The sequence below is a fragment of the Hungatella sp. genome, assembly GCF_046966825.1.
The window spans coordinates 15,502-37,163 of the sequence record NZ_JBKVCZ010000065.1; the positions used below are offsets into that span (position 1 = coordinate 15,502).

23 protein-coding genes and 1 pseudogene are annotated in these 21,662 nt (G+C 50.9%); 1 reads left to right on the forward strand and 23 read right to left on the reverse strand.

The window, feature by feature from the left end; translation table 11 throughout:
- Positions 1-7: 7 nt before the first annotated feature.
- Positions 8-706 (forward strand): response regulator transcription factor, encoded by a 699-nt coding sequence (locus tag ACLTD4_RS19015; RefSeq protein ID WP_055659046.1) that lies wholly within the window; start codon positions 8-10, stop codon positions 704-706.
- A gap of 137 nt (positions 707-843) precedes the next feature.
- Here the strand turns inward: ACLTD4_RS19015 and ACLTD4_RS19020 are convergent, their stop codons facing one another.
- The 23 genes and pseudogenes from ACLTD4_RS19020 to ACLTD4_RS19130 all read right to left on the reverse strand — a co-directional run.
- Positions 844-1,770, reverse strand: coding sequence for a nucleotidyltransferase family protein (locus tag ACLTD4_RS19020; RefSeq protein WP_117623044.1), 927 nt, complete (start codon positions 1,768-1,770; stop codon positions 844-846).
- A gap of 121 nt (positions 1,771-1,891) precedes the next feature.
- Positions 1,892-5,599, reverse strand: coding sequence for an FtsX-like permease family protein (locus tag ACLTD4_RS19025; protein WP_117623043.1), 3,708 nt, complete (start codon positions 5,597-5,599; stop codon positions 1,892-1,894).
- Positions 5,600-5,686: 87 nt separating this feature from the next.
- Complete coding sequence (locus tag ACLTD4_RS19030; RefSeq protein WP_055659052.1) at positions 5,687-6,388, reverse strand: ABC transporter ATP-binding protein; 702 nt, start codon at positions 6,386-6,388, stop codon at positions 5,687-5,689.
- A 49-nt stretch (positions 6,389-6,437) separates the two neighbouring features.
- The gene (locus tag ACLTD4_RS19035; RefSeq protein WP_117623042.1) at positions 6,438-7,334 is read right to left on the reverse strand and encodes a hypothetical protein; all 897 of its coding nucleotides are present in this window, start codon (positions 7,332-7,334) and stop codon (positions 6,438-6,440) included.
- A 262-nt stretch (positions 7,335-7,596) separates the two neighbouring features.
- Positions 7,597-8,502, reverse strand: coding sequence for a cell division protein FtsX (locus tag ACLTD4_RS19040; protein WP_117623041.1), 906 nt, complete (start codon positions 8,500-8,502; stop codon positions 7,597-7,599).
- Positions 8,492-9,208: a cell division ATP-binding protein FtsE gene (gene ftsE / locus ACLTD4_RS19045; RefSeq protein WP_117623040.1), complete on the reverse strand. Its 717-nt coding sequence runs from the start codon at positions 9,206-9,208 to the stop codon at positions 8,492-8,494. The genes ACLTD4_RS19040 and ftsE overlap by 11 nt, the downstream gene beginning before the upstream one ends.
- A gap of 58 nt (positions 9,209-9,266) precedes the next feature.
- Entirely contained in the window at positions 9,267-10,328 is a 1,062-nt protein-coding gene (gene flhB / locus ACLTD4_RS19050; protein WP_117623053.1) for a flagellar biosynthesis protein FlhB, read from the reverse strand.
- 43 nt (positions 10,329-10,371) lie between these two features.
- Complete coding sequence (locus tag ACLTD4_RS19055; RefSeq protein WP_117623039.1) at positions 10,372-11,154, reverse strand: flagellar biosynthetic protein FliR; 783 nt, start codon at positions 11,152-11,154, stop codon at positions 10,372-10,374.
- Positions 11,155-11,169: 15 nt separating this feature from the next.
- Positions 11,170-11,433 carry a flagellar biosynthesis protein FliQ gene (fliQ, locus tag ACLTD4_RS19060; protein ID WP_025532318.1) on the reverse strand — a complete coding sequence of 88 codons (264 nt, stop codon included), beginning with the start codon at positions 11,431-11,433 and terminating at the stop codon, positions 11,170-11,172.
- A gap of 16 nt (positions 11,434-11,449) precedes the next feature.
- Positions 11,450-12,088 (reverse strand): flagellar type III secretion system pore protein FliP, encoded by a 639-nt coding sequence (fliP, locus tag ACLTD4_RS19065; protein WP_412331474.1) that lies wholly within the window; start codon positions 12,086-12,088, stop codon positions 11,450-11,452.
- Positions 12,089-12,225: 137 nt separating this feature from the next.
- A complete protein-coding gene (fliO, locus tag ACLTD4_RS19070; protein WP_002605076.1) occupies positions 12,226-12,600 on the reverse strand; it encodes a flagellar biosynthetic protein FliO in 375 nt (124 codons plus the stop codon).
- 1 nt (position 12,601) lies between these two features.
- Positions 12,602-13,558 (reverse strand): FliM/FliN family flagellar motor switch protein, encoded by a 957-nt coding sequence (locus ACLTD4_RS19075; RefSeq protein WP_055659060.1) that lies wholly within the window; start codon positions 13,556-13,558, stop codon positions 12,602-12,604.
- 14 nt (positions 13,559-13,572) lie between these two features.
- Complete coding sequence (locus ACLTD4_RS19080) at positions 13,573-14,460, reverse strand: flagellar motor switch protein FliM (protein WP_029467113.1); 888 nt, start codon at positions 14,458-14,460, stop codon at positions 13,573-13,575.
- Positions 14,457-15,308 carry a flagellar motor protein MotB gene (locus tag ACLTD4_RS19085; RefSeq protein ID WP_055659062.1) on the reverse strand — a complete coding sequence of 284 codons (852 nt, stop codon included), beginning with the start codon at positions 15,306-15,308 and terminating at the stop codon, positions 14,457-14,459. Before ACLTD4_RS19085 ends, ACLTD4_RS19080 begins: the two co-directional genes overlap by 4 nt.
- Before the next feature lies 1 nt (position 15,309).
- Positions 15,310-15,744: a flagellar basal body rod protein FlgC gene (flgC, locus tag ACLTD4_RS19090; RefSeq protein ID WP_055659063.1), complete on the reverse strand. Its 435-nt coding sequence runs from the start codon at positions 15,742-15,744 to the stop codon at positions 15,310-15,312.
- Positions 15,745-15,756: 12 nt separating this feature from the next.
- Positions 15,757-16,113 carry a flagellar basal body rod protein FlgB gene (locus tag ACLTD4_RS19095; RefSeq protein WP_002605081.1) on the reverse strand — a complete coding sequence of 119 codons (357 nt, stop codon included), beginning with the start codon at positions 16,111-16,113 and terminating at the stop codon, positions 15,757-15,759.
- Between the two features lie 16 nt (positions 16,114-16,129).
- Positions 16,130-16,510: a flagellar export chaperone FliS gene (gene fliS / locus ACLTD4_RS19100; RefSeq protein WP_117623038.1), complete on the reverse strand. Its 381-nt coding sequence runs from the start codon at positions 16,508-16,510 to the stop codon at positions 16,130-16,132.
- A 16-nt stretch (positions 16,511-16,526) separates the two neighbouring features.
- Positions 16,527-19,379, reverse strand: a complete 2,853-nt coding sequence (fliD, locus tag ACLTD4_RS19105; protein ID WP_117623037.1) for a flagellar filament capping protein FliD — start codon at positions 19,377-19,379, stop codon at positions 16,527-16,529.
- Between the two features lie 11 nt (positions 19,380-19,390).
- Positions 19,391-19,867: a hypothetical protein gene (locus ACLTD4_RS19110; protein ID WP_002605084.1), complete on the reverse strand. Its 477-nt coding sequence runs from the start codon at positions 19,865-19,867 to the stop codon at positions 19,391-19,393.
- A complete protein-coding gene (gene csrA, locus ACLTD4_RS19115) occupies positions 19,854-20,132 on the reverse strand; it encodes a carbon storage regulator CsrA (RefSeq protein ID WP_025531624.1) in 279 nt (92 codons plus the stop codon). Before csrA ends, ACLTD4_RS19110 begins: the two co-directional genes overlap by 14 nt.
- Positions 20,126-20,572, reverse strand: coding sequence for a flagellar assembly protein FliW (gene fliW / locus ACLTD4_RS19120; protein ID WP_055659069.1), 447 nt, complete (start codon positions 20,570-20,572; stop codon positions 20,126-20,128). Before fliW ends, csrA begins: the two co-directional genes overlap by 7 nt.
- Before the next feature lie 27 nt (positions 20,573-20,599).
- On the reverse strand, positions 20,600-21,190 hold the full coding sequence (locus ACLTD4_RS19125; RefSeq protein WP_055659071.1) for a DUF6470 family protein: 591 nt from the start codon (positions 21,188-21,190) through the stop codon (positions 20,600-20,602).
- A 24-nt stretch (positions 21,191-21,214) separates the two neighbouring features.
- Positions 21,215-21,662 (reverse strand): annotated as a pseudogene (locus ACLTD4_RS19130) (FgL, flagellar protein); the annotation flags it as partial.

A 21,662-nucleotide genomic window follows, 5' to 3' on the forward strand; every position in this document is an offset into this window, starting at 1 on the left:
TTCATTCATGGAAGAAAAGATAAAAGTACTTATTGCAGAAGATGTGGCCCCCATCCGCAAACGGTATGCGGCGGTCTTAAAGAAGTGTCCCGCGATCGAGGTCGTGGCCGAAGTGGGAACGGGAGAGGAGGCGTGCAAAACCGCCCGAAAACTGAATCCCGACGTCATTCTCATGGACATCGAGATGGAAGCCAAAGACGCGGGAATCCGCGCCACGGGAGAAATCCTGGCCGAGATGCCGGATATCAAGATCATTATCCTGACGGTATACGAGGAGGATGAGCTGGTCTTTTCCGCCTTCCGTTTAGGCGCCTGCGACTACGTCTTAAAAAATGCCTCCAACGAGGAGATCGTAAACGCGGTCACCTCCGCCTACAGAGGCCAGTCCCCCATCCGCCCGGAGATCGCGGACAAAATACGCAGCGAATTCCGCCGGGTCAAGACTTATGAAAGCAGCTTTCTCTTCATGCTCAACATCCTCTCCACACTGACGCCAAAGGAGCTGGATACCTTATATCTGCTCTCCACCGGCTATAACAAACGCCAGATCTGCGAGATGCGCTGCGTGGAGATGAGCACGGTAAAATCCCAGGTACACAGCATTTTAAAGAAGTTCAACAAGAAGAAAATCTCGGAAATCATCACCACAGAATCCGACCGAAAGCTGCTGGGAAGTATTCTGAACAATACGGAACTGAACCGTTAATCCGGCTGGCGGCTCTTCCATACCATTTCTTTTTTGCCTTAAGATGATAAGAAAAAGGTGAGGCAGGCTTCAGATTTTGTTTTATCAGATACAAATGAACAAAATCCTCATCCTGCCGCACCCTTTTCTAACTCTTTTTACTCCTCAAACAGCTTCTCCGGATAAACGCCGTCTGCTACCAGTTCCTTAATTGCCGCCGCTACCGTCGGCTTGTCTTCGCGGTAAGTAACTCCAAACCACTTATCCGGTGTCTCCAGAACCGTCACGCGGGCACGTCCCGCACGTACAAGGCGGTCGATAATCCTCGGAAGCAGATACTCCGTCTTGATGTCGCCTTCCTTCAGGCCATCTAAAAACACAGGGAATCCGCGCTCCAGTTCCTCTAAAAATGCCGGGGCGAGTCCCCACATATTCATGGACACATGCTGGCCGATCGGCACTTCCACCGGATTACCGTCATCGTCACGGCCTCTCGCCACATCCCCGTCCTTCTGAAGCTCATACGTCTCGGTTACGTCGACCAGCACGCCGTTATCGTCCACCTGGCATACTCCGCGGGTAACTCCGCCGTTCTCACTCAATGTGTTTCCCAGGATAAATCCGCCCATGCAGATATCGAATACCTCTGATTCCGTATCCATTTGATTCACCATGTACTCGTGGATCTTCTTAAATCCCTCTTTTCCATAATAATCATCCGCATTGATAACGATAAACGGCTCGTGGATCACCTGCTTCGCGCACAGAATCGCCTGGCCCGTTCCCCATGGTTTCGTCCTGTCTGCAGGCTTCTCATATCCTTCCGGAAGATCGGTAAGTTCCTGATACGCGTACTCTACAGGGGCAATCTTCTCGATCCGTCTCCCTATGATCTCCTTAAAGTCCTCCTCCAGGTCCTTCCGGATAATGAACACGATCTTGTTAAATCCGGCTTCCAGCGCGTCATGAATCGAATAGTCCATGATAATCTCACCACTGGGTCCTACCGGCTCCAACTGCTTGATTCCGCCGCCGAACCGGCTTCCGATGCCTGCCGCCATAATCACTAATGCCGTATTTTTCATAATGCTTCTCCTCTGTTTTTGTTCTTTCGCAGACCGGAACACCTCGGGCCGGACGCATCCTGCCGGGGTGTTCCGGTCTGTTTTTTTATTAAGTGTCCTTAGTATAACACAAAAAGCGTGATTATTCCACACTCTTGAGCGATTCCACCATATCAATTCCCTTCAGCTTATAATACATGACGAGATTTACGAACGCGGAAAACGCATACGTCATCAAAACACTATAAGCGTAGCTTATAGGTCTGATCTGCCTCCCGAACATCAGCATATCCACCTCCACCGTGGTCATCACGTAGCGGTGCAGGAAATATCCCATCACGATGCCAACCATGCTCCCAAGTATGGTAAGCATAATATTTTCCCGGTATACGTAGGCCGCCAGCTCCGGATTGTAAAATCCCAGCACCTTCATTGTCGCAAGCTCCCGCTGGCGCTCGTTGATATTGATATTATTCAGGTTATAGAGCACTACAAAGGCCAGAAGCCCCGCCGATATAATGAGTACCCAGATTACCACATTCAGACTGTCCAGCATATCGCTGATCTGCCCCCGCATCGTGCCGATAAAGGTCACCGTCATCACGGAATCGAAAGACAGAAGCTCCGTTCCCAGCCGGTTCTGCGTCTCCTCATTCAAATCCTTTATATCAAGAAACATGGTGTTATACTCAGGCGCCTTTCCATAGACCTTCTCATACAGAGCCGGTGTCATATACACGTAATGATGAAGATAATTTTCTGCAATTCCTCCCACTACCACAGGATAAAGCACCCCCTCATCCTCCTTCAGATAAATGGTATCGCCTTCCTTCACATTCAACAGCCCCGCCATTTTCTCCGTAATCAGCACGTGGTCGTCATCCAGAACATACGCCTCCCGGCTCTCCCTGCTGCGCAGGTGGACGAACCGGTCCACCTCCTCCAAGTCCTCCGGAACAAATAAATAGGCTTCCTTCGTCACATCGCCTGCCGAGACATCGAGGATGGTTTCCTCCACCCGGAGCCACGCGTCCACATCTCCCTGGGAGACAAAGGACCGGAGCGCCTTCTGCTCTGCTTCATCCGCCTCGTCGTCTGTCTGTACCAGCACATCGTACGTCCAGATATCGTTATACTGCTTCTCGCCCAGTGTGGAAATGGAGTCATTTAAACCAAACCCCACCAGGAGCAGCGCCATGCATCCGCCGGTACCGAAGATCGTCATCAGGCACCTTTTTTTATAGCGGAACAAATTGCGCACAGTGGCCTTTTGTATGAACTTAAGCCGTTTCCACAGCGGTGTCACGTATTCCAGCAGCACCCGTTTTCCCTGCTTCGGCGGTACCGGCCGCATCAGCGCCGCCGGCGACGACAGCAGCTCCTTGTAACTGGAAAATACGGTTGCCAGAACCGTACACGCCAGAGCCAGACCAGAGGCCAGAAACGCGTAATAGAGGTTAAACGGAGTCAGCATAACCGGAAGATTCTCATACAGGATAAAATACGCCGTCATAATGACGTAGGGAAGCAGCTTCTCTCCCGCCGCCGCGCCCAGAATGCTTCCTGCCAGCGTGGCCGCCAGGGCGTAGCCGATATACTTGGAGGCAATGCTCCATTTCCCGTATCCCAGCGCTTTTAGCGTTCCGATCTGCAGCCGCTGTTCCTCCACCATGCGGGTCATAGTGGTCAGGCTGACGAGAGCGGCCACCAGGAAGAAGATAAAGGGGAATACCTTCCCGATCGCCCCGATCCGTTCTGCGTCGCTGCCAAACTCCACATACGTCTGGATCGCGTTTCTGTCCAGTACGTGCCACTCCGGCTCCTTGATATCGTCAATGTCCTTCTGGGCGTCGTCAATCTTCTTACCCGCATCCGCGATCTTTTCCTCCGCCTCCTGCCTGGAATCCTCGTACTTGACCTTCGCCTCCGCCAAATCCGCCTCGCCGTCGTCCAGCTTCCTCTGCGCTTCCTCAATATCCGCCTCACCCTTTGCAATATCCTTCTCCGCCTTCGGAATCTTTGCCTCTCCGTCTGCTATGTCCCGGTGGGCATCCGCGATCTTCACTTCCCCATCGGCAATGTCCCGGTGGGCGTCCGCAATCTTTCCCTCGCCATCCACAATATCCTGTTTTGCATCCGCCACCTTCTGTTCGCCGTCTATGATCTTCTGCCGGGCATCCGCCAGCTGTTCTTCTCCCTCATCCAGCTTGCGCCGGGCGTTTTTCAGCTTCATCTCGCCCTGATCCAGCTTCTTTTTCCCCTTTGCCAGCTCTCTCTTCGCCTTCGCCAGCTCCTTTTTTCCTTCTTTCACGGCCGCGTCACCGTAAGTCAGTTCCTGGTAGGAGGCCTGTATCGTATGTACACCGTCCACCAGAAGCGCCCCCTCACCGCCTGGTATCATCTCCAGATAAGGCGCATACGCATCAATCTCAAAGTCCTCCACCTGGATACGGCCGATCTCAGAAGGCGTTATATCCAGGGGAATACCCATGGACAGAAGCCCATTTAAGGCTTTCTTTAAATTCCGTTCCACCTCCGGCGCGTTCTTCCGGTACTCTTTCCAGCCCTCCTTCAGGATTTCCTGCTGTTCCTCCAGCTCTTCCTTTCCCTCTTCGTATTCTTCCAGTCCGATCTCGTAATCCAGCCATCCATCATCCAGATCCATACGGGCTCCCGGCAGCTCCTCGTCGAATTTCCTGCGGGCGTCCTCCAGCTCCTGTTCCTTGTCGGCAACTTCCTTCCTGGCATCATCCAGCTCCTGTTCCTTTTCCGCCAGCGTCACTTTCCCGTCTTCCAGTTCCTGTTCTTTCTCCGCCAGTGTCACTTTGGCGTCTTCTAGCTCCTGCTCCTTTTCCGCCAACGTCCGCTTTCCGTCTTCCAGATCGTTTTTTGCATTTTCTAAATCATTTTTTCCCTTTTCCAGATCTGCCCGGCCTTTTAAAATATCTGTCTTTCCCTCGTCGATCTTCTTCTGCGCGTCTGCAATCTGCCGGGCTGCGTCGTCGAGCTTCCGGTCCGTCTCCGCCGTCTTTTCCGTCAGCTCTCTTCTGGCGTCATTCAGCTTTCGGTTCGCCTCGTCTGTCACCTCGCGGTACCGTACGGCAGAACGCGGTTCTGAGAGCGTATTCTCAATCTCTTCCTTTACGCGGTCCATATAGTCCTGGTACTCATCCGAATAGGACAGAAAAGCTTTTCCCTCCTTCGTCTGGACATAAATGTCGGTAAATACTTCCATGCTGAAATTATCAGGTGTTACAGCCATAAACGTATCGAGACTTCCATTTCCGATGGTCGTCGTCCCCCGTTCCAGAGACAGGTACCGGGAAGACATGCCGATACCCACGATCGTAAACGTATCGTATTTCAGCGTGTCGGAAAGCGCATCATCCGTGCCGGAATAGACTTTTACCGTGTCCCCCAGTGCGAACTGTCCCTGATACGCCTTTCCCCTGTCCATCATGCATTCGCCGGCCCGCTCCGGCATCCGCCCCTCCAGCAGTGTAAACTGGTTGATCGATCTGCTCATCGAAAAAATCCGCACAGTCTTCTCCCGGTCCGCGCCTTCGCAGAGCACATCTGTGGTATAGGCGCCTTCCGCGTACTCCGTCTCCGGGAGCTGACGCACCGCCTCCACGTCATCCTCCGTCAGGCCCAGGGTGCCGACTATGCGGATATCCATCAAATTCGTTTCATCATAATAGGCATCGGCGGACAGCTCCATGTCTGGTCTTGTGGAGCGAATTCCCGCAAAAAACGCAACTCCGAGCGCAACAATAAAAAGAATCGATAAAAACCGGTTCATGCTGCGCCCTATTTCCACCATAAAGTCCTTGCGTTTTGCGTTCTTCATTCAAGTACCATCCGCCCTCGATCCATCAGTCCATTCCAGCAGTCTCTTCCAGCAGTCCGTTCCAGCCAGTCTTACACGTGTATTCCTCTACCACTCGATCTTTTCCACAGAAAGCGGTCTTTCATTCAGCACAATACTTCCCGTCTTCCCGTTCTTTATCTGTATCACCCTGTCAGCCATCGGCGCCAGCGCCGAATTATGGGTGATAACAATCACCGTCATCTTTTTCTCCCTGCAGGTATCCTGAAGCAGCTTCAAGATAGCCTTTCCAGTCTGATAATCCAGCGCCCCCGTTGGCTCATCACAGAGCAGAAGCTTGGGATTCTTCGCCAGCGCCCTGGCAATGGACACCCGCTGCTGCTCCCCTCCGGATAGCTGCGCCGGGAAGTTATTAAGCCGTTCCCCCAGTCCCACATCGATCAGAACCCGCTCCGCGTCGAGAGGATTTTTGCAGATCTGAAGCGCCAGCTCCACATTTTCCAGAGCTGTCAGATTCTGAAGCAGATTATAAAACTGAAATACAAAGCCGATATCATTCCTCCGGTAACCCGTCAGTTTTTTCTCCGAGTATGAAGCAATGTTGACGTCGTCCACCCGGATTTCCCCCGAGGTGGCGGTGTCCATCCCTCCGAGAATATTTAACACTGTGGTCTTTCCCGCACCGCTGGGACCCACGATTACCACGAATTCCCCCTTCTCTATGGTAAAGCTGATTCCGTCCACCGCGTGGATGGTGATCTCGCCCATATGATAGCTTTTTCTCACGTCCTTAAGTTCTACAAACGCCATAAATACCGCCTTCCTTCTCTTAATCTCCTATCATGGAAGTCCCTGCCATTCATGACTCTTTTGAAAATCGATTGTAATACTCTTCTGCCTGAGTTTCACTTAATTGAAACCTTTTCTGCAGTTTCTCAAGGATCTGTTCTCTGGAAATCCCGGTCTCAATATTATCCTGAATCAAAGCCCGGAGGCCTTCCTCTCTGCCTTCCTCTCTTCCTTCCTCTCTGCCCTTCTGAATTCCCTCATCCATAAGCTTTTGTCCAACCAGTGTCATCTGCATCTCCTCCTTCAGCCGTTTGGCATACATTTTATCAATCACTTTATCTGTAAAGGTTAAAATTCCCGCCAGAACCTTTAACTGCTCCTCCTTCTCCGGCAAATTTCTCGCCAGCCCCACTGCCTTTTCAATAGCCTCCTGCTTACCAGTCCTCCCCTTTACTGTCAAAGGCAAAATCATCAGTTCCATCATTTCTTCTTCAGTCAGCCGCTGCCCCCATTCTATTTTTCCTTTCAGCCGCCTGTATATCTCATCACTGTCTCGATTCACAAGATACGCCGACTCTACCAGCAGAATCAGCCCCTCCAGATCATATATTTCTTCTGCACATTCCACATCTGCAGTGTAGATAACCACCATCTTCACCCGTTTTAATTGATTAAGTTCTCCGCGGACTGCAAACCTTTTAATCACCCGGGCAATATAATTTAAGTACTTGACAAAATTTTCTCTGTCAAATGACGACTCATAATCGATAATCGCCAGAGCCCCATCACTGAGCAAAAATAAATTATCCAACCTTAATTCATTGCTCTCAATGGCAGGCAGATTCGTCGGCAAAATATCCATGATCTTCAAGTGCGGAAGTCCGAACGCCGCCAGGCTTTTTCCTTTCAGGGTTTCGGCCATCACTTTCGCTGTAACGTCCTTATTCTGATATGTGATTTCACTCATACCGTTCTCCTTTTATTATATTTTAATATGACAACAGATTCAAGTGTATCCATCTTAATTCACCAAACCGCATCACCCGCCTCTATTCAATTTTTCACTGCATTTGGATAATTTTTTGACTTGTTAAAACATAGATTATCAGATTTTCGCGGACAGAATGTCCATACGAAACGATAGATTCAGCATACTACATATATACTCCGGCGTCAATCATATTTTAAGCGGCAGGGAACCTGATCCGGTTGTCCTGCCGCTGATTTACTCACTTCTTCAATTTTCCCATTACCGAACAGCCCCCCGCAATTCCCGTCGCCAGCCCCAGAAGCACAGACGCCAGGGTCAGTTTTGGAAACACCTCCGACGGCGGCAGAAGACTCACGGCTCCGCCATACAGATTGAGTCCGGCTGCCACCAGCTCCAGCCCCCAGCGGTACCCTGCAAACAGCAGGAAAAGAGGGATGCACATTCCTGCCAGCCCCATAACGAGACCCTCTACCAGAAACGGCACACTGATAAACTCTTCTCTGGCTCCCATCAGCCGCATGACCCTGGTCTTCCCCTTCTGAGACTCAATACCGACGGACAGGGTGTTGTGAATCAACAAGATGGAGATCAGGAGCAGAATCGCCGCGCTCCCCGCAATCAGCCTTGATATGACCGTCTTGATACGCAGCAGCGCACGCACCGTATCCGCCGAATGCGTCACCTTGCGGACTCCCTCCAGACTCTTCACATACTCCACAAAGCCCTCCTGCTGTTCGATGCCTCCGATATAAACCTGATAGTGATTGGACGCAGCCAGCGGGTTATCTCCATCAAAGATTCCATCCAGCAGCTCGCCATCCTTGAAGTAATCATTTCGAAAGCCCTCCCAGGCGTCATCCGCAGAAGTATAGACCGTTTTCACAACCTCCGGTCTCTCACGGATTAAGCCCCCGATCTCCTCCACCCGTTCGGGGGATACCGTATCCTCAAAGAACACGGCCACATAGACCTCTTCTTCCGTCTTCTGCAGCACGCCGTCCAGATTTAAGACTGCGATATAAAAGATGCCAAAGAGAAAAATACACGCCGCCATGGTAAGAACAGAGGCCGCCGTGTAAACCTTGTTATGCCATAGATTTTTAAAACCCAGCCGGCATAAATACAGCCACGTCCTAAAAGCCATACATCAGACCTCCCCTGCTGTTATCCTTGATCACCTTGCCATACCGCAGCGCAATCTGACGCTTGTGCATGTATTTCACCAGCTCCTGGTTATGGGATACCACCAGCACAGTCGTACCCTGACGATTAATTTTCTCCAGCAGGCGCATAATCTCTTCCGCGTTCTTCTGATCCAGATTTCCCGTAGGCTCATCGGCCAGAAGAAGAACCGGCTGGTTTACCACCGCCCGCGCCAGGGCCGTCCGCTGTTTTTCCCCGCCGGAGAGCTGTCCCGGATAACAACCGGCCTTTTTCTCCAGGCCCACCTGACTTAAGACCTCCATGACCCGGTTTCGCATACGTTTATGATCCGCCTCGACGACACGCTGGGCAAATGCCACATTTTCGTAGACCGTAAAATCCGGAAACAGGCAGAAATCCTGAAATACCATGCCGATATACCGCCGGTAACGGCATACCTGCCGCTCCTTCAGCTGCCTCAAATCGATGCCGTTCACCACGATATTTCCCTGGTCCGCCTCCGTCTCCCTCAGGATCAGCTCCAGAAGCGTCGTCTTTCCGGCTCCGCTGTTACCCACCAGAAAGACGAACTCCCCCTTTTCAATCTGAAGGCTCACATCGTCGAGGGCTTTTTGTCCCGTTTCATATGTCTTTGTCACTCTGTCGAATAAAATCATGGTGTTATCCACAGTACTCCTCTTTTCCATCACGGTTATCCACGAAATTAAATACCTTTTACCCGAATATCAATACCTTTTTTCGGGATCAGATGTCTTTCTTCTTCAGCTTATACACAAATGCCAGCACCTTCGCCACGGTCTGGTAGAATTCCTCAGGAATTTCCATATCCACCTCAACACTGGCATACAGCCCCCTTGCCAGAGGCTTGTCTTCCATAATATAAACTCCGTTGGCCTCACCGACCTCTACAATCTTGAGCGCCAGATGATCTGCGCCTTTCGCCAGTACCACGGGAGCCCGGTTCGCATTGGAATCGTATCCCAGCGCTACCGCGAAATGGGTCGGGTTCCTGATGATCACATCCGCCTTCGGAACATTCTGCATCATACGCATGGACGCCATCTGGCGTTGTTTCTCCCGAATCCGTCCCTTGATCTGCGGATCGCCCTCCGTCTGCTTATACTCTTCCTTAATTTCCTGCTTGCTCATGCGCAGATTCTTCTCATAATCCCACCACTGGTATAAGTAATCGAAGGCGGCCAGAAAAATAAAGGCGACCCCCACCGTGTTCACCAGCGACACCGCAGTGTCCCCAACGTACACGAAAGCCGCCTGTACCGTACCGTCCATCAGACGTGCAAACTCGTGGATTCTCCCCTCTATATAGCTGTAAATCACCCAGGCCAGGATGGTAATCTTAATCAGCGCCTTTAAAAGCTCCACCACCGAGCGGATGGAAAACATTCGTTTAAAGCCTTTTAAAAGACTGATCCGGTCCATCTTAAACTTCATGACATCCGTGGAGAATGACATTCTGGTCTGAAAGAACGTCGTGACCACTGCGACTGCCACTCCGATAAAAAGCAAAGGAAACGCCGCCTGTCCAAACAGGAGCACGGCCTTTAACAGCTTGTCGGGCAAATCGTCCGCCGCCAGGGGCGTCGTGGAGGCAGCATAAGAAAAGAACAGCTCCATAGCCGTCTTCAGAGTGCGGTAAATCTTGGGGGCCAGCGCATTCAGGGAATTAAACAGCACCAGCAAAGAACAGACGGCGATGACGTCGTTGCTCTGAAATACATTTCCTTTTTTTCGTTCGTCCTGCCGCCGTTTCGGGGTGGCTTTCTCAGTCTTTTCGTCTGCCGCCACGTTCATCACTCCCTTCTGTATACAGAATAAAACCTGGTACGCCCTATGATGCGAACATCATCATGACCTTCTGTACCTCACTCATCATCATCCCATAATAGGAGTCAATAAACGCCCCGATCGGACGCGCGAACAGCATCATTAATAAAATACCCAGCAGGATCTTTGACTGGATATTAATAACAAACACGTGAATCTGGGGAATCAGCTTCATAAGCACGCCCATGGACACCTCCAGCACGAACTCCGCTGCCACAAAAGGCAGGGCCAGCTTGATCACCATCAAAAAAACACTGCCAAATATACTTACAAGATACCAGGCAATATCCTGAGTCACCAGTCTGGCCGCCCCCACGGGTATCACCTCATACGAATAGGCAAACAGCTTCACCGTCAAAAGATGGCAGCCGGTCGCAAAGAAATACAGAAAAAAGAACACATTGATAAACTGGCCTAAGATAGCGGTCTGGACACCTCCTGCCGGATCCATAACCTTGCCCATGGACAGACCGAACACCGTATCCATCAAATCTCCTGCCACGTACACCATATAAAAAAACAGCTGGAACACGCTTCCGATCACCAGCCCCATAATCACCTCGCGGATCAGAGCCTCCGCCATCTGAAAGGTGCTGTAGGCCTGTATGGCGGTAACTCCCTGAGCCGCCGCCGGCGCGATCACCAGGCTGAGCGTCAGCACCAGGCCGGTCTTCACCATGGCAGGAATCCCCCTTCTGGCAAACACCGGATGGACAAAGATCAGTCCGCCCATACGCGCAAATACCAGCAAAAACACATCGAAATACTCTAAAACGCCGCTGTCCATCGCCTGTTCCCCGCGTTAGAGCGACGCCATGATCGCAAACAGCTCCACCACAAACTCGTCCATCACCTTAAACATCCAGGACCCCAGCGCCAGAAGCACCAGCGCAATCACCAGAAGCTTTGGGACAAACGTAAGCGTCTGCTCATGAATCTGCGTCGCCGCCTGAAAAATAGCGACGATCAGACCCACGACAATGCTGACGATTAACAGCGGCCCTGCTATTTCAAATGCAACCATCATGGCTTCCTTCATCACTTCCATCACCTGGTCCGCAGTCATACTATGTACCCCCTCATCATCGGAATCCGGCAACCAGCGTCTTGATCACAAGACTCCAGCCGTCTACCAGAACAAACATCATAATCTTAAATGGCAGTGCGATCATGGTAGGCGGCAGCATCACCATACCCATAGACATCAGGGTGCTGGACACCACCAGATCGATAATCAAAAATGGGATATAGATCAGAAATCCCATGGTGAACGCTTTATTTAACTCACTCAAAATAAAGGACGGAACCAGCACCGTCAGCCCCAGTTTCATGTAAGCTTCCGGTCCTCCCGACACATCCGGCACCTCAGACTTTGAGATGGAGAGAAACAGATCCAGACTCTTCTTCTCCGTCTGCTTTAACATAAATTCCTTCATCGGCTCCTGTGCCCGGGTAAACGCCTCTTCCCTCGTGATCTCCCCTGCCTTATAAGGCTCGTAAGCCTGCGTATTCACCTTGGCAAACACGGGGCTCATGATGAACAGCGTCAGAAACAGAGCCAGTCCGATCATCACCTGGTTAGGCGGAGACTGCTGTGTGCCCAGCGCATTGCGCAGAAATGAGAGAACAATGATAATCCGGGTAAAACTCGTCATCATAATCAGCAGAGACGGCACCACAGCCAGAAACAGAAACAGGAACATGATATCCAGCATATCCATGGGCTTTCCGCTTCCGGAGCTTCCCTCCAGTGTCAGAGAGATATCCGACGCATATGCGATCTGTCCGCATGCCGCGGACACCCTGATAAATGCCGCCAGACTGAGAAGCCCCCTGGCAATTTTCCTTTTCCCCTTCATCATAAGTCTCTCCCGTTTCTCTTCTGTCTTCCGTCCTGTTGTCGTCCGTCTTTTTTGACCAGCGTTTTGAGCTGTTCCGTAAATACAGACGCAAAGTCCGGCGAAACCTCCGCCGGACTCTTTTTCTCATAAGTCTCCAGTTCCTCCAGTCTGGTGATACCGGCCGGAGATACTCCCACAAGCAGAATCCGTCCCTGAACATCGACAATCATCAGGTAGCTGTCCCGTCCCACCGCCAGGCGGTCCAGAATCTTCATATCGCCGGACTGCTGCCTTCCGTTCATCCCTCTCCCCAGCATCCTTGTGGTGATGTATGCCAGAACGAGAACCAGTATCAGTACAATCAGATAAAATAACACTTTAAGAACCGCCATATCAATCCCTCTTGCCGACTATCTCAATAATTCTTGCGGCAAACTTCTCATCTGTCACTAAAACGTCGCCTTTTCCTATCAGTTTACCATTGACCACCACGTCAGCCGGCGAACCCGCCTGCTTATCCAGTGTCAGAATCTGCCCCTTCTGCAGGGCCAGAATGTCCTTTACGCTGCAGACCGTGCCGCCGATGCGGACAGACACGTCAAGCGTAATATCCCGGAGTTTTTTCCTCTCCTCACCGATGTTTTCCACCTGATTGTCCACAGGCACATACTTAAATTCCGGAAATGACACCTCCCGGAACGATACTGTTTTCTCTTTTTTCTTGAAAGCCAGATCCTCCGCCAGCACCGGTTCCTCTGCTGCCGTCTCCTGTCCCATGACCGGAATTCCGAAGATCTCCTGAAGCTCCTCCGTGGCGATTCCAATGACCTCGGCCGCCAGAACACCGTCGATCTCCAGATGGAGGCGGATCAGCACCAGCTGCTGCTCCCTGTCCCACCCGAGTATCGTATCCAGAATCCGCTCCGCACTGTCAAATGCCGTGACGCGGGTCAGAACCTCGCCCATCTCACGCCCCAGGAAATCACCAAGATCATCCATGGCCGCGCCCATACACTGGGACGCCACCTCTTTTAATGTACTTAAAGCGATCTCGTCAAGCGGACTCTCCGTATTTACCGGCAGCCCCATGATAAAATTGGAGATCTTCACCATATCCGCCCTGTCAAATACGTACAGCTGCGGAACACGCAGCCCCTCAGCCGTCCGTTCTGCCTCGATCACTACATTGAAATGGGGCAGATATTCCGCCAGGGCCTCCATATCCGTCTCGCCAAGCTCTGTCACCGTCGCCCTGGCATTCCTGCCAAGAAGAGAAGCCAGCGTATTGCAGACAGGCACCGCTTCCATTTCCAAAAGCTCTGTCAACGCTTCCTGATCCAAATATCCCATACTCTTCCTCCCGGCTATAATACCTTATTAATCTCGACCGCCTTGCGCAGCTTCGTATGGCCAAGCTTCGCCTCGAAGCAGGCCACGTCTTCCACGTAAATATCAATGCTGCTGTCCACTTTTTTATTGAGAGGCACTACGTCCCCCGGCTGAAGCTGGAGAATATCCTGGGCATCCAGAGAAAATTCGTGGAAAATCGCCCGCAGCTCCACTTCCGATTCCAGCAGATGCTGCTCGATATAGCCTCTCTTGGCCAGCTGCTTCGCCTCGTCCTTCTTCTGGCTGACCGCGTAGGTATACCCAAACTTCGAAGTCAGCTCCTCCACGTTAGGCGCCGGCATCACCAGATTTAATACCGCCGAAAGCTTGTCGATCAGCACCTCCAGCTCCACCTGTATCACCACGTCCTCAGGCGCGCTCACCTGAAGCAGGTGAGGATTCGTCTGAAGGCCGGTCAGCGCCGCATCCACGTCCAGATATTCCTTCCAGGAGTCACCGATAAATTCCGTGATCTTTCCCAGTAAATACTGGAGAATCGCCTTTTCAATGTCTGTAAAATCACGGCTCAGCTCATACTCGGTGCCTGCGCCGCCGAGAAGGCGTTCAATCATGAAAAAGGCCAGTCTGGTGTCCACCTCGAGCACCAGTGGAGCCTCATTATAATCCTTGTTGTCAGGGATTAGGGTAATCATGCCAAAAAGAGACCGGTCAGGAACTGAATTGCTGAATTCCTGATACCGTCTCTCCACAATACCCGTTACGCTTATTTCGCAGTAGGACTGCATCAGTCCCGTCAGATACGGTGCAAGAGCACGTGCAAAACTGTCATATAAGTTCTCCACCGTACTCATGCGCTCTTTCGTAAATTTCTTGGGCGATTTAAAATCGTATGTCTTTATCACTGTGCTGTACCTTCCTGTCCCCCGCTCATATCCGCCGGCATGTCGACCGGAAACAGCGGATCCATCGTCTCCATACTGTCTATGTTATCCTCAGAAACCTTATATTCATTTCCCAATATGATCATGTCCACCCGGCGGTTCATCTCCCGCCCTTCCTTCGTGCTGTTGTCCGCGATGGGGTAGTATTTGCCGTAACCGCGGCAGATCAGCTTCTTCGGTTCTAGCCCGACATTCTCCTCCAGGTAGATCGCCACGTTATCGGCGCGTTCAGAGGAAAGCAACCGGTCGTTGATCAGGGAATTAGCCGCCTGAGCCGTATGCCCGTTAATATAGATGGCCATAATCTCATCCTGTCTGTCCTTCAGCATGATTCCCAGAGCCTCCAGCATGGATTTGCTGTTCTCCTGTAAGACCGCGCTGTCCGGGGCGAACAGCAGATCATTCTTAAACCGTATGTAGACCGCGTTCTCGCTGTCGGAGACAACGGCATCCAGATTCTCCATCTGGAAATACGACTGGATATCCTTCGCCATATCGGCCATGGCCAGAGATGAGGCAGACTGTGATCCCGCTCCGCTGCCGGTGTTAAACTGGGAACCTTCTCCCTCCGGGGCATTGGCTCCCTCACTGATGCTGGGATACTTCAGATCCTGCGGTACATCCTCTAAGTCGCTGGTTGTCTCAATTCCCAGCTGACGCTGCATCGCCGCCGCGATCTCTTCCAGCTTGCTGATATTTACATTGGAAATACTGTATAGCAGTACAAAGAAGGTCAGGACAAGGGTTATCATATCCGCGTAGGTATTTAACCACTCCTGACCTCCTCCTTCTTCTCTTCGTTTCTTCATGTTATTTACTAATCTCCAGGGCTTTTAATGCCATGCTCTTTGCAATATTCAGCGCTGTCACATTGGCCTCATAGGCGCGGGTGGCGGCCATCAAATCCACCATCTCCTCGGCGCTGTTCACATTCGGCATCATGACATACCCGTCCTCATTGGCGTCTGGATGATCCGGATCGTACACCGGAACGAGAGGATTCTGGCTCTCCACCACTTCCTCCACATAGACTCCGCCGCGGTCCGCCTTCGTCATAGCCTTACCCAGCTCGGACTTAAAATCCAGCTGATTTTCCCGCAGCACCACCTGTTTCCTACGGTAGGGGCCTCCCTCTGCCGTTCTTGTCGTATTCTGGTTCGCGAGGTTCTGCAGGATGATATCCGTGCGGAACCGTTCTGCCGTCAGGGCCGAACCCGTTATATTGAGAGAATCCAAATACCCCATAAGCCGCTCCTTTTATTTACCCGTATTGTTAATCACATATCTGAGCGTGGAAAGCTTTCCCGACATCCGGGACGTCATCGCTGAATACTCGGTGTACGCCTTCCATAAGTCCAGTTCCTCTTTTTCCACCTGTACGTTATTCCCGTCCGGCCTGGCCTCCGTGTCGTTATCTGTACCGACAACCGCCTGGTACACAGGACCGTTCCCATCTGCCGCCTCTTTTAAGACCTGCTTAAACTCCACCTTTTTCGCCTTAAAATCCGGTGTCTCCACGTTAGCGATGTTATGGCTGGCGACCTGCTGCTTCAGCCACATCGCATCCAGCCCGCTCTGCAGCGCCCGAAACGCTGCGTCCTCAAATAATGGCATATGTACGCTCCTTATCTCATCCGGTATGTCCCATCCGAACCTGCTTATCCGCCTGGGAAAATGCCTCCTTCAGTTCGGTAATCATGGGGAGGACTTCCTCCACCGGTTCCGGACTCTTCTTAATGTTCGCCTGAAGGATCTGATAGTTAAAATATTCATAAAGGGAAGCCAGCCCTCCCGACACCTCATACTGGTGATCCAGTGTGGTTGATAAGTGGGTGACGATAGCCTGCGCCTTCTTAAAATAGGCGTTGCTTCCTTCATAATCGTTCTGTTCCAGGCTCACGAGCCCCTTGTTCAAGCGGTTGATCACCTCGTCAAACAGCAGATTGATCATATCGCCCTGGGTCATGGTCATGACAGACTGTTCTTTATATCTTGCATATGGGTTTTGCATAATGATTACTCCTTTATCATGATGAGAACTGCTGGGTCAGCCAGGAGCTCTGGCTGTTCATGTTGGAAATGGCCTGCTCCATGGCGTTAAACTGCTTCCAGTAACGGGTCCTCTCCAGTTCATACTTGGTATTTAACTTTGACAGTGTCTCGGATATGCGCTTCATCTCATCATAGATCGTGTTACTGGTAATCAGCACATCCTTGGTACCCGCGTAGCGAACCATGCTTCCCGGACTTCCGCTGCTGACATTCGCTGCTTCCTTGATCGCCTCCTGCAGCTTTACCGCGACGCCCTGCTCCTTATCCGTAAAAAGCTTCCGGATATTGTCCGCATTCGTCGCCACCATGGACTTTAACGTCTCCTCGTCGATGATCAGCTTGCCATTGTCGCGCCAGTTATCGGAGGTCTCGATCCCGATATCGTAAAGCGCAAGCCCCGCGTCCTCTACACTGCTGTAAAGCACCATTCTCATATCACTCAAAAAGCTGGAGACGTTGGAATCGTTATGAAGGAGCCCCTTCTTCGATTTTTCCTCCCAGAGTTCGATCTCCCGGTCGCTCATCTCTTTCTTCTGGGCGTCTGTCAGCGGGGCGTACTTCTTGTAGGTTGCCTCCTCCGCCACATAGCTGTTCAGCTCTTCAATCAGAGTGTTATAATCTTCTACAAAACTCTTTAAACTATCTATTATTTTATCAGTATCCCGAGACGTAGTCAAGCTAATTGGGGGGGCACCGGCACCGGTTGTGCCCGTTAATTCCATGGTAATTCCATCCAATTCGAAAGTATTGGTGTTTCGCTCCATGGTAACGCCGTCGACGGTAATTTTAGCGTTTTGACCAGCGGTGATTTGGGCGGTCATTTTCGGGTCGTAAGTATACACAGACGTACCAAATAAATCTTTGATGTACTGGTCTGTCGCATCATCCGTGCCGGATATGGAGACACTGCCTCCTCCGCCTGAAATTTCCAGTCTTCCATTCGAAAATGTCACACTGGCTCCGGATGCAGTTTGAATCGCATTCACAATCTCCGTATCCGCGTTCGAACCGGACAGATCAATGACCTGCAATGTGCCATCCGGTGAAGTAATCTGAATGGATCCAGAATTGGGCCTTGGTGACACTGCATTGGACTGAACGGTACGAGCCGTTTGCACCAAAGAAATATTTTCTGAACCAAACAGCGCTTTAAGCGATTTTTTTCCCTCACTGTCCGTTCCCGTGGAATCTGCGCCTGCCTTAATTTCCAGAGGACCGGAAGTTCCGGTAATATTAAGCCTTCCATCCTGGAAGGAGGCACTGACTCCTGCTACTGCATTCAGTTTCTGAACCAGTGAATCAATACTTCTGTTTAAATCAATTGTTACATCTCCTGCGGTTCCTTTTACCGTAATTTTGCCCCTCAGCCCTACCGGATCAGCCCCCGATAAAAGGTTATCACCCGTGCCGAATCCGAGACCGGACGCAAATCCTTTGGTCAAATTATCCGCAGTAAAACCAACCTTATGTTCCGCAGACGTCAACACAACCATATCGGTTCCAGGCACAGCAGGATTTTCTCTTATACTAAATCGTACCGCCTCTGTCCCAAATTTCCGATCCAGCTGTGAATTAATCGCATCTAAAACGCTCTGTGAGGTCTCATATTTACTATTTCCGGTTTTCCCCTCCAGCGTAATCTCTACATCTTTTCCATCGACCTGAAACACCAGCTTCTCATCATTTCCGCTGTTTAATACTCTCCTGACCTCGTCTAAACCGATTGCAGTGCTTCCCGTCAGCTCCTTTGAAAAAAGAGAGGACTGAACTCCGGTAGCTTCCACACCAAACATTGAAGTAAGCAGAGTTCCATAAGTCTGCTTCATCGTAATGTTTGATATCGCACCAGTCGAAGTCGATTCCATAATAAACTTATCCGCCGCCGAAGAATACGACACTTTCACTCCCGCACCGCTGTTATTAATGGCACTGATAACATCGCTCAGCGTGGAATTATCCGTCAGCCCCTTGATTGACACACCGTTAATCTCAAACTCGTATCTCCCACCCTGGGGTTTATTGGCAAAGTTCATATTTTTCAGGGAAGTTCCGTAATCGAGCTTATTGGAGAATCCAGTCCCAAATCCAAGATTTTTCACGGTATCTGCATCCCCTGAGGACTGAATAATCACTCTTCTCGAAGAGTCCACAGAATTGGAGGTTGGATTTCCTGCCGCATCCAACTGCACTAATTCCATTGTCCCGTTATTATTACCCGGTGCCGATGTATATTTCATACCAACCGCAGTACCGAAATTCCGATACAGCGCCTGGTTAATATTCTTTAACGTGTCCGTATCATTTGCACCTGCCGTAAATGTGATTGTACGATTCACCCCATCCAGCGTAGCGGAGAAAGAATATGAACTTCCATCTGTAAACTGCCTTAAGTCTGCGCCGCTGCCAACCGGTGTTCCGGTCACATTCCCCGTCGTTTTCACAGTACAGGCTGTGGCGAGACGGTCAATCGAGTCGATCTTCATGCTGCTGACCGCATTTCCTGAAACCGATGTGACCTTGATATTCGACGAGCTGCTGACGCCGGTCATGGTATTGTATAAGCTGCTGCTCATCAGGTTCGTGTCGCCGCTTCCGTAATAAGAGAAATACTTATCGCTAAAGGTGTTGATCTTCGTTATGAGGCTGCGGTAGATATCCTGTTTCCACTCCAGCTGCTGTTTTAGCCCGGTCTGCTTGTCGATCTTGGACTGGGTTCCTGACAGCATGCTCTGTACCATGCTTTCCGTATCCATGCCGGAGGCTAGCCCCGCTATATAGTTTTTATTGCCGCTGTTGCTGACGGTATTAATCGATGACGTCGATGACATCGCTCCTCCCCCTATCTTTTCTGATTATAGAGCATGCCCTTCGCTCCCTGGTCCATCTGTTTTAAGTATCCTGTAAATTTTGTATTTGTGTTGTTCTTCCTGATTTTCTCCTGCAGAAGATCCCTTACCCGTTCCATCTCGGCCCGCGCGCCGGGCTCCAGCTCCTGTATTCTCGATATCACACGGAAGATTTCCTGACCCTCCGAAAAAAGTGCCTGTTCCTCTTCATTTAACGTCCTGAAATCCCACCTGTTCTTCGAAATCTCATAAAGCCGCCTGCCCTCCGGGGAAAAATGCTTCATCGCCTTCATCCGCTCATCAATCCCGTCTATCTCTTCGATCAGGCGCTGCCTGGCCGCGATCCCGGCCTCAAACTCTTCCGCCTCCCTGTATTCCTGCGAGGCGATACGGCTGGTCTCCTCCTCATACTGAAGAAAGCAGGCTTTCTTCTCATGGAGAAGTTTCCGCATCTCATCAAGCATCTCCATGATTTTCCTCCTGCTTCTCTTCCTCTTCTTCGGCCGTCATTGCCCGTAAATTTCTGGACAACTGGAACACCTTTAATAAGTCGACCTTATCCGATGCCTCTTTATTATTCTCGACCGTCAAATACAGCTCTGTACGGCAGATCTTCATATCCTCGGGAGCCGATATTCCCAGACGCACCTTGTCTCCCTTTACCTCGGTAACGAATATTTCGATATCGTCGCCGATTTTGATTGATTCGCCCTTTTTTCTGGATAGTATCAGCATACGTCATCCCCCGCTTCCTCATCGAAAATGGGCTGTCGTATGGCGTAATCCTGTTCCAGGATCACCTGTACCGCCAGATTCGTCTTGTGGTTGATGATAATCGGGCTCTTTAAATTGACTGTAGATTTGCGGAAGGTATCCCCTATGACCATGAGGACCCAGCAGTCTAAATCGTCCTCAGGCACTGCCTGAAGCATGATCAGAACGTCCTGCATGACCACCGGTGCGTAATCCCGCCTTACCTCCAGGGGATTCAGCATGATAAAGCAGACACTCTTCTGTTCAATCGACTGCAGCCAGCAGATTCCATTTCCCATGTTGGAATCATTGACCAGAACGAACTGGGTGAACTCCTCAAAGCCAAAGATCGGCTGCTTAAACGTTATGATATTTTTCTCTTCTATTTCGAGGATTCCAAAATCTCTTGTCTCTATCTTCAAGTTTTTCCCTCCGCATCCTTCACCATGTTATTCTTCATAAGCCGGATTTGCACTCGGCGGAACGTACATGGGCTCACCTATGTACTCAATATCCACTCTTGGATACTGCTCCACATTTACATTCAGCTCGCCCGGCACGTAGACCGATTCCGTCTTCTGTACCTTCGGCTCAAAATTCACGGAGGCCGGTGCGAAATCAATGGCCAGATCCGCCGGAGTCCAGGAAATATCCGCTCCCACGGAAGGGATAAATCCGATTCCTGTCGTCACATTCGTCTGCGCGAGCATCTGATTTTTCATGATATCCGCCACGGTGACTCCATCCTGAATCTGCATCATCTGGTTGCCGACTCTCGAATACTGGGCTGTTGCATCGGCTGCGGCTTTCAGCCCCGCCTGGGCCGCATCACTCATCAGTCCCCTGGCCGTCTTAAATCCCATACTGTCTCTGGAACGTGAGCTATCAATATTTACTTTAATATTTTCAGATTTCATATTCAGGTGCCCCGGGTTCTGTATGATGCCGATCTCCGGGTCCGGGATCTCGCTGTCCAGCCTGGCCCGCTGCGACGTCATAGACAACCTGATAGGCGTTGTCGTAATTTTCAATACATTCATGTCATGACACCTCTTCTCCTGATATTATTTCATGAAATCAAAAATCGAGGGTGGTATGATGCTGGATCCAAGCTGCAGGGTTACCATCCAGGCTGTTTCATAAGACTTGTTATTGACGGCCTCCGTCTCCACGCTTACCGCCTCCAGATTCTTCTGGGTCTCCTTGAGATTGACAAGGCCGCTCTCCAGACGATCCTTCGTGCGGTCTAAAAGCTTCTCCCTTGTACCGATCTCAGAGGTTGCTATCGAAATATTGCTCTGCTTCTTCTTAAGCTGTGTGAGCGTGTCCATGGCGCCGCTCTTATCTCCGTCCTTTAACTGGCCTTCTATCTTCCCGATCAGGCTGTACAGGTTATTGGGGAGTCCCTGATCATCGGTACCATAGCCCAGCACATCAACACCCGATGTGGAAATCCGAATTCCGGTTCCCGCCGTGTTTGTGCCGCTGGCGTAGGTTCCAAAGCCAATATCC

What these genes read in the sequence shown, in the direction of transcription:
- fliO (WP_002605076.1), bottom strand. Translation starts at nt 12,600, where the DNA reads ATGGCGGTTCTTAAAGTGTTATTTTATCTGATTGTACTGATACTGGTT.
- csrA (WP_025531624.1), bottom strand. Translation starts at nt 20,132, where the DNA reads ATGCTGATACTATCCAGAAAAAAGGGCGAATCAATCAAAATCGGCGAC.
- ACLTD4_RS19095 (WP_002605081.1), bottom strand. Translation starts at nt 16,113, where the DNA reads ATGCCATTATTTGAGGACGCAGCGTTTCGGGCGCTGCAGAGCGGGCTG.
- ACLTD4_RS19055 (WP_117623039.1), bottom strand. Translation starts at nt 11,154, where the DNA reads ATGGACAGCGGCGTTTTAGAGTATTTCGATGTGTTTTTGCTGGTATTT.
- ACLTD4_RS19110 (WP_002605084.1), bottom strand. Translation starts at nt 19,867, where the DNA reads ATGGAGATGCTTGATGAGATGCGGAAACTTCTCCATGAGAAGAAAGCC.
- flgC (WP_055659063.1), bottom strand. Translation starts at nt 15,744, where the DNA reads ATGGGGTATTTGGATTCTCTCAATATAACGGGTTCGGCCCTGACGGCA.
- ACLTD4_RS19015 (WP_055659046.1), top strand. Translation starts at nt 8, where the DNA reads ATGGAAGAAAAGATAAAAGTACTTATTGCAGAAGATGTGGCCCCCATC.
- fliS (WP_117623038.1), bottom strand. Translation starts at nt 16,510, where the DNA reads ATGCAAAACCCATATGCAAGATATAAAGAACAGTCTGTCATGACCATG.
- fliP (WP_412331474.1), bottom strand. Translation starts at nt 12,088, where the DNA reads ATGGATATGCTGGATATCATGTTCCTGTTTCTGTTTCTGGCTGTGGTG.
- ftsE (WP_117623040.1), bottom strand. Translation starts at nt 9,208, where the DNA reads ATGGAAAAGAGGAGTACTGTGGATAACACCATGATTTTATTCGACAGA.
- ACLTD4_RS19125 (WP_055659071.1), bottom strand. Translation starts at nt 21,190, where the DNA reads ATGAATGTATTGAAAATTACGACAACGCCTATCAGGTTGTCTATGACG.
- fliD (WP_117623037.1), bottom strand. Translation starts at nt 19,379, where the DNA reads ATGTCATCGACGTCATCGATTAATACCGTCAGCAACAGCGGCAATAAA.
- ACLTD4_RS19025 (WP_117623043.1), bottom strand. Translation starts at nt 5,599, where the DNA reads ATGAAGAACGCAAAACGCAAGGACTTTATGGTGGAAATAGGGCGCAGC.
- ACLTD4_RS19030 (WP_055659052.1), bottom strand. Translation starts at nt 6,388, where the DNA reads ATGGCGTTTGTAGAACTTAAGGACGTGAGAAAAAGCTATCATATGGGC.
- ACLTD4_RS19020 (WP_117623044.1), bottom strand. Translation starts at nt 1,770, where the DNA reads ATGAAAAATACGGCATTAGTGATTATGGCGGCAGGCATCGGAAGCCGG.
- ACLTD4_RS19085 (WP_055659062.1), bottom strand. Translation starts at nt 15,308, where the DNA reads ATGAAGAAACGAAGAGAAGAAGGAGGAGGTCAGGAGTGGTTAAATACC.
- ACLTD4_RS19075 (WP_055659060.1), bottom strand. Translation starts at nt 13,558, where the DNA reads ATGGGATATTTGGATCAGGAAGCGTTGACAGAGCTTTTGGAAATGGAA.
- ACLTD4_RS19035 (WP_117623042.1), bottom strand. Translation starts at nt 7,334, where the DNA reads ATGAGTGAAATCACATATCAGAATAAGGACGTTACAGCGAAAGTGATG.
- fliQ (WP_025532318.1), bottom strand. Translation starts at nt 11,433, where the DNA reads ATGACTGCGGACCAGGTGATGGAAGTGATGAAGGAAGCCATGATGGTT.
- ACLTD4_RS19040 (WP_117623041.1), bottom strand. Translation starts at nt 8,502, where the DNA reads ATGGCTTTTAGGACGTGGCTGTATTTATGCCGGCTGGGTTTTAAAAAT.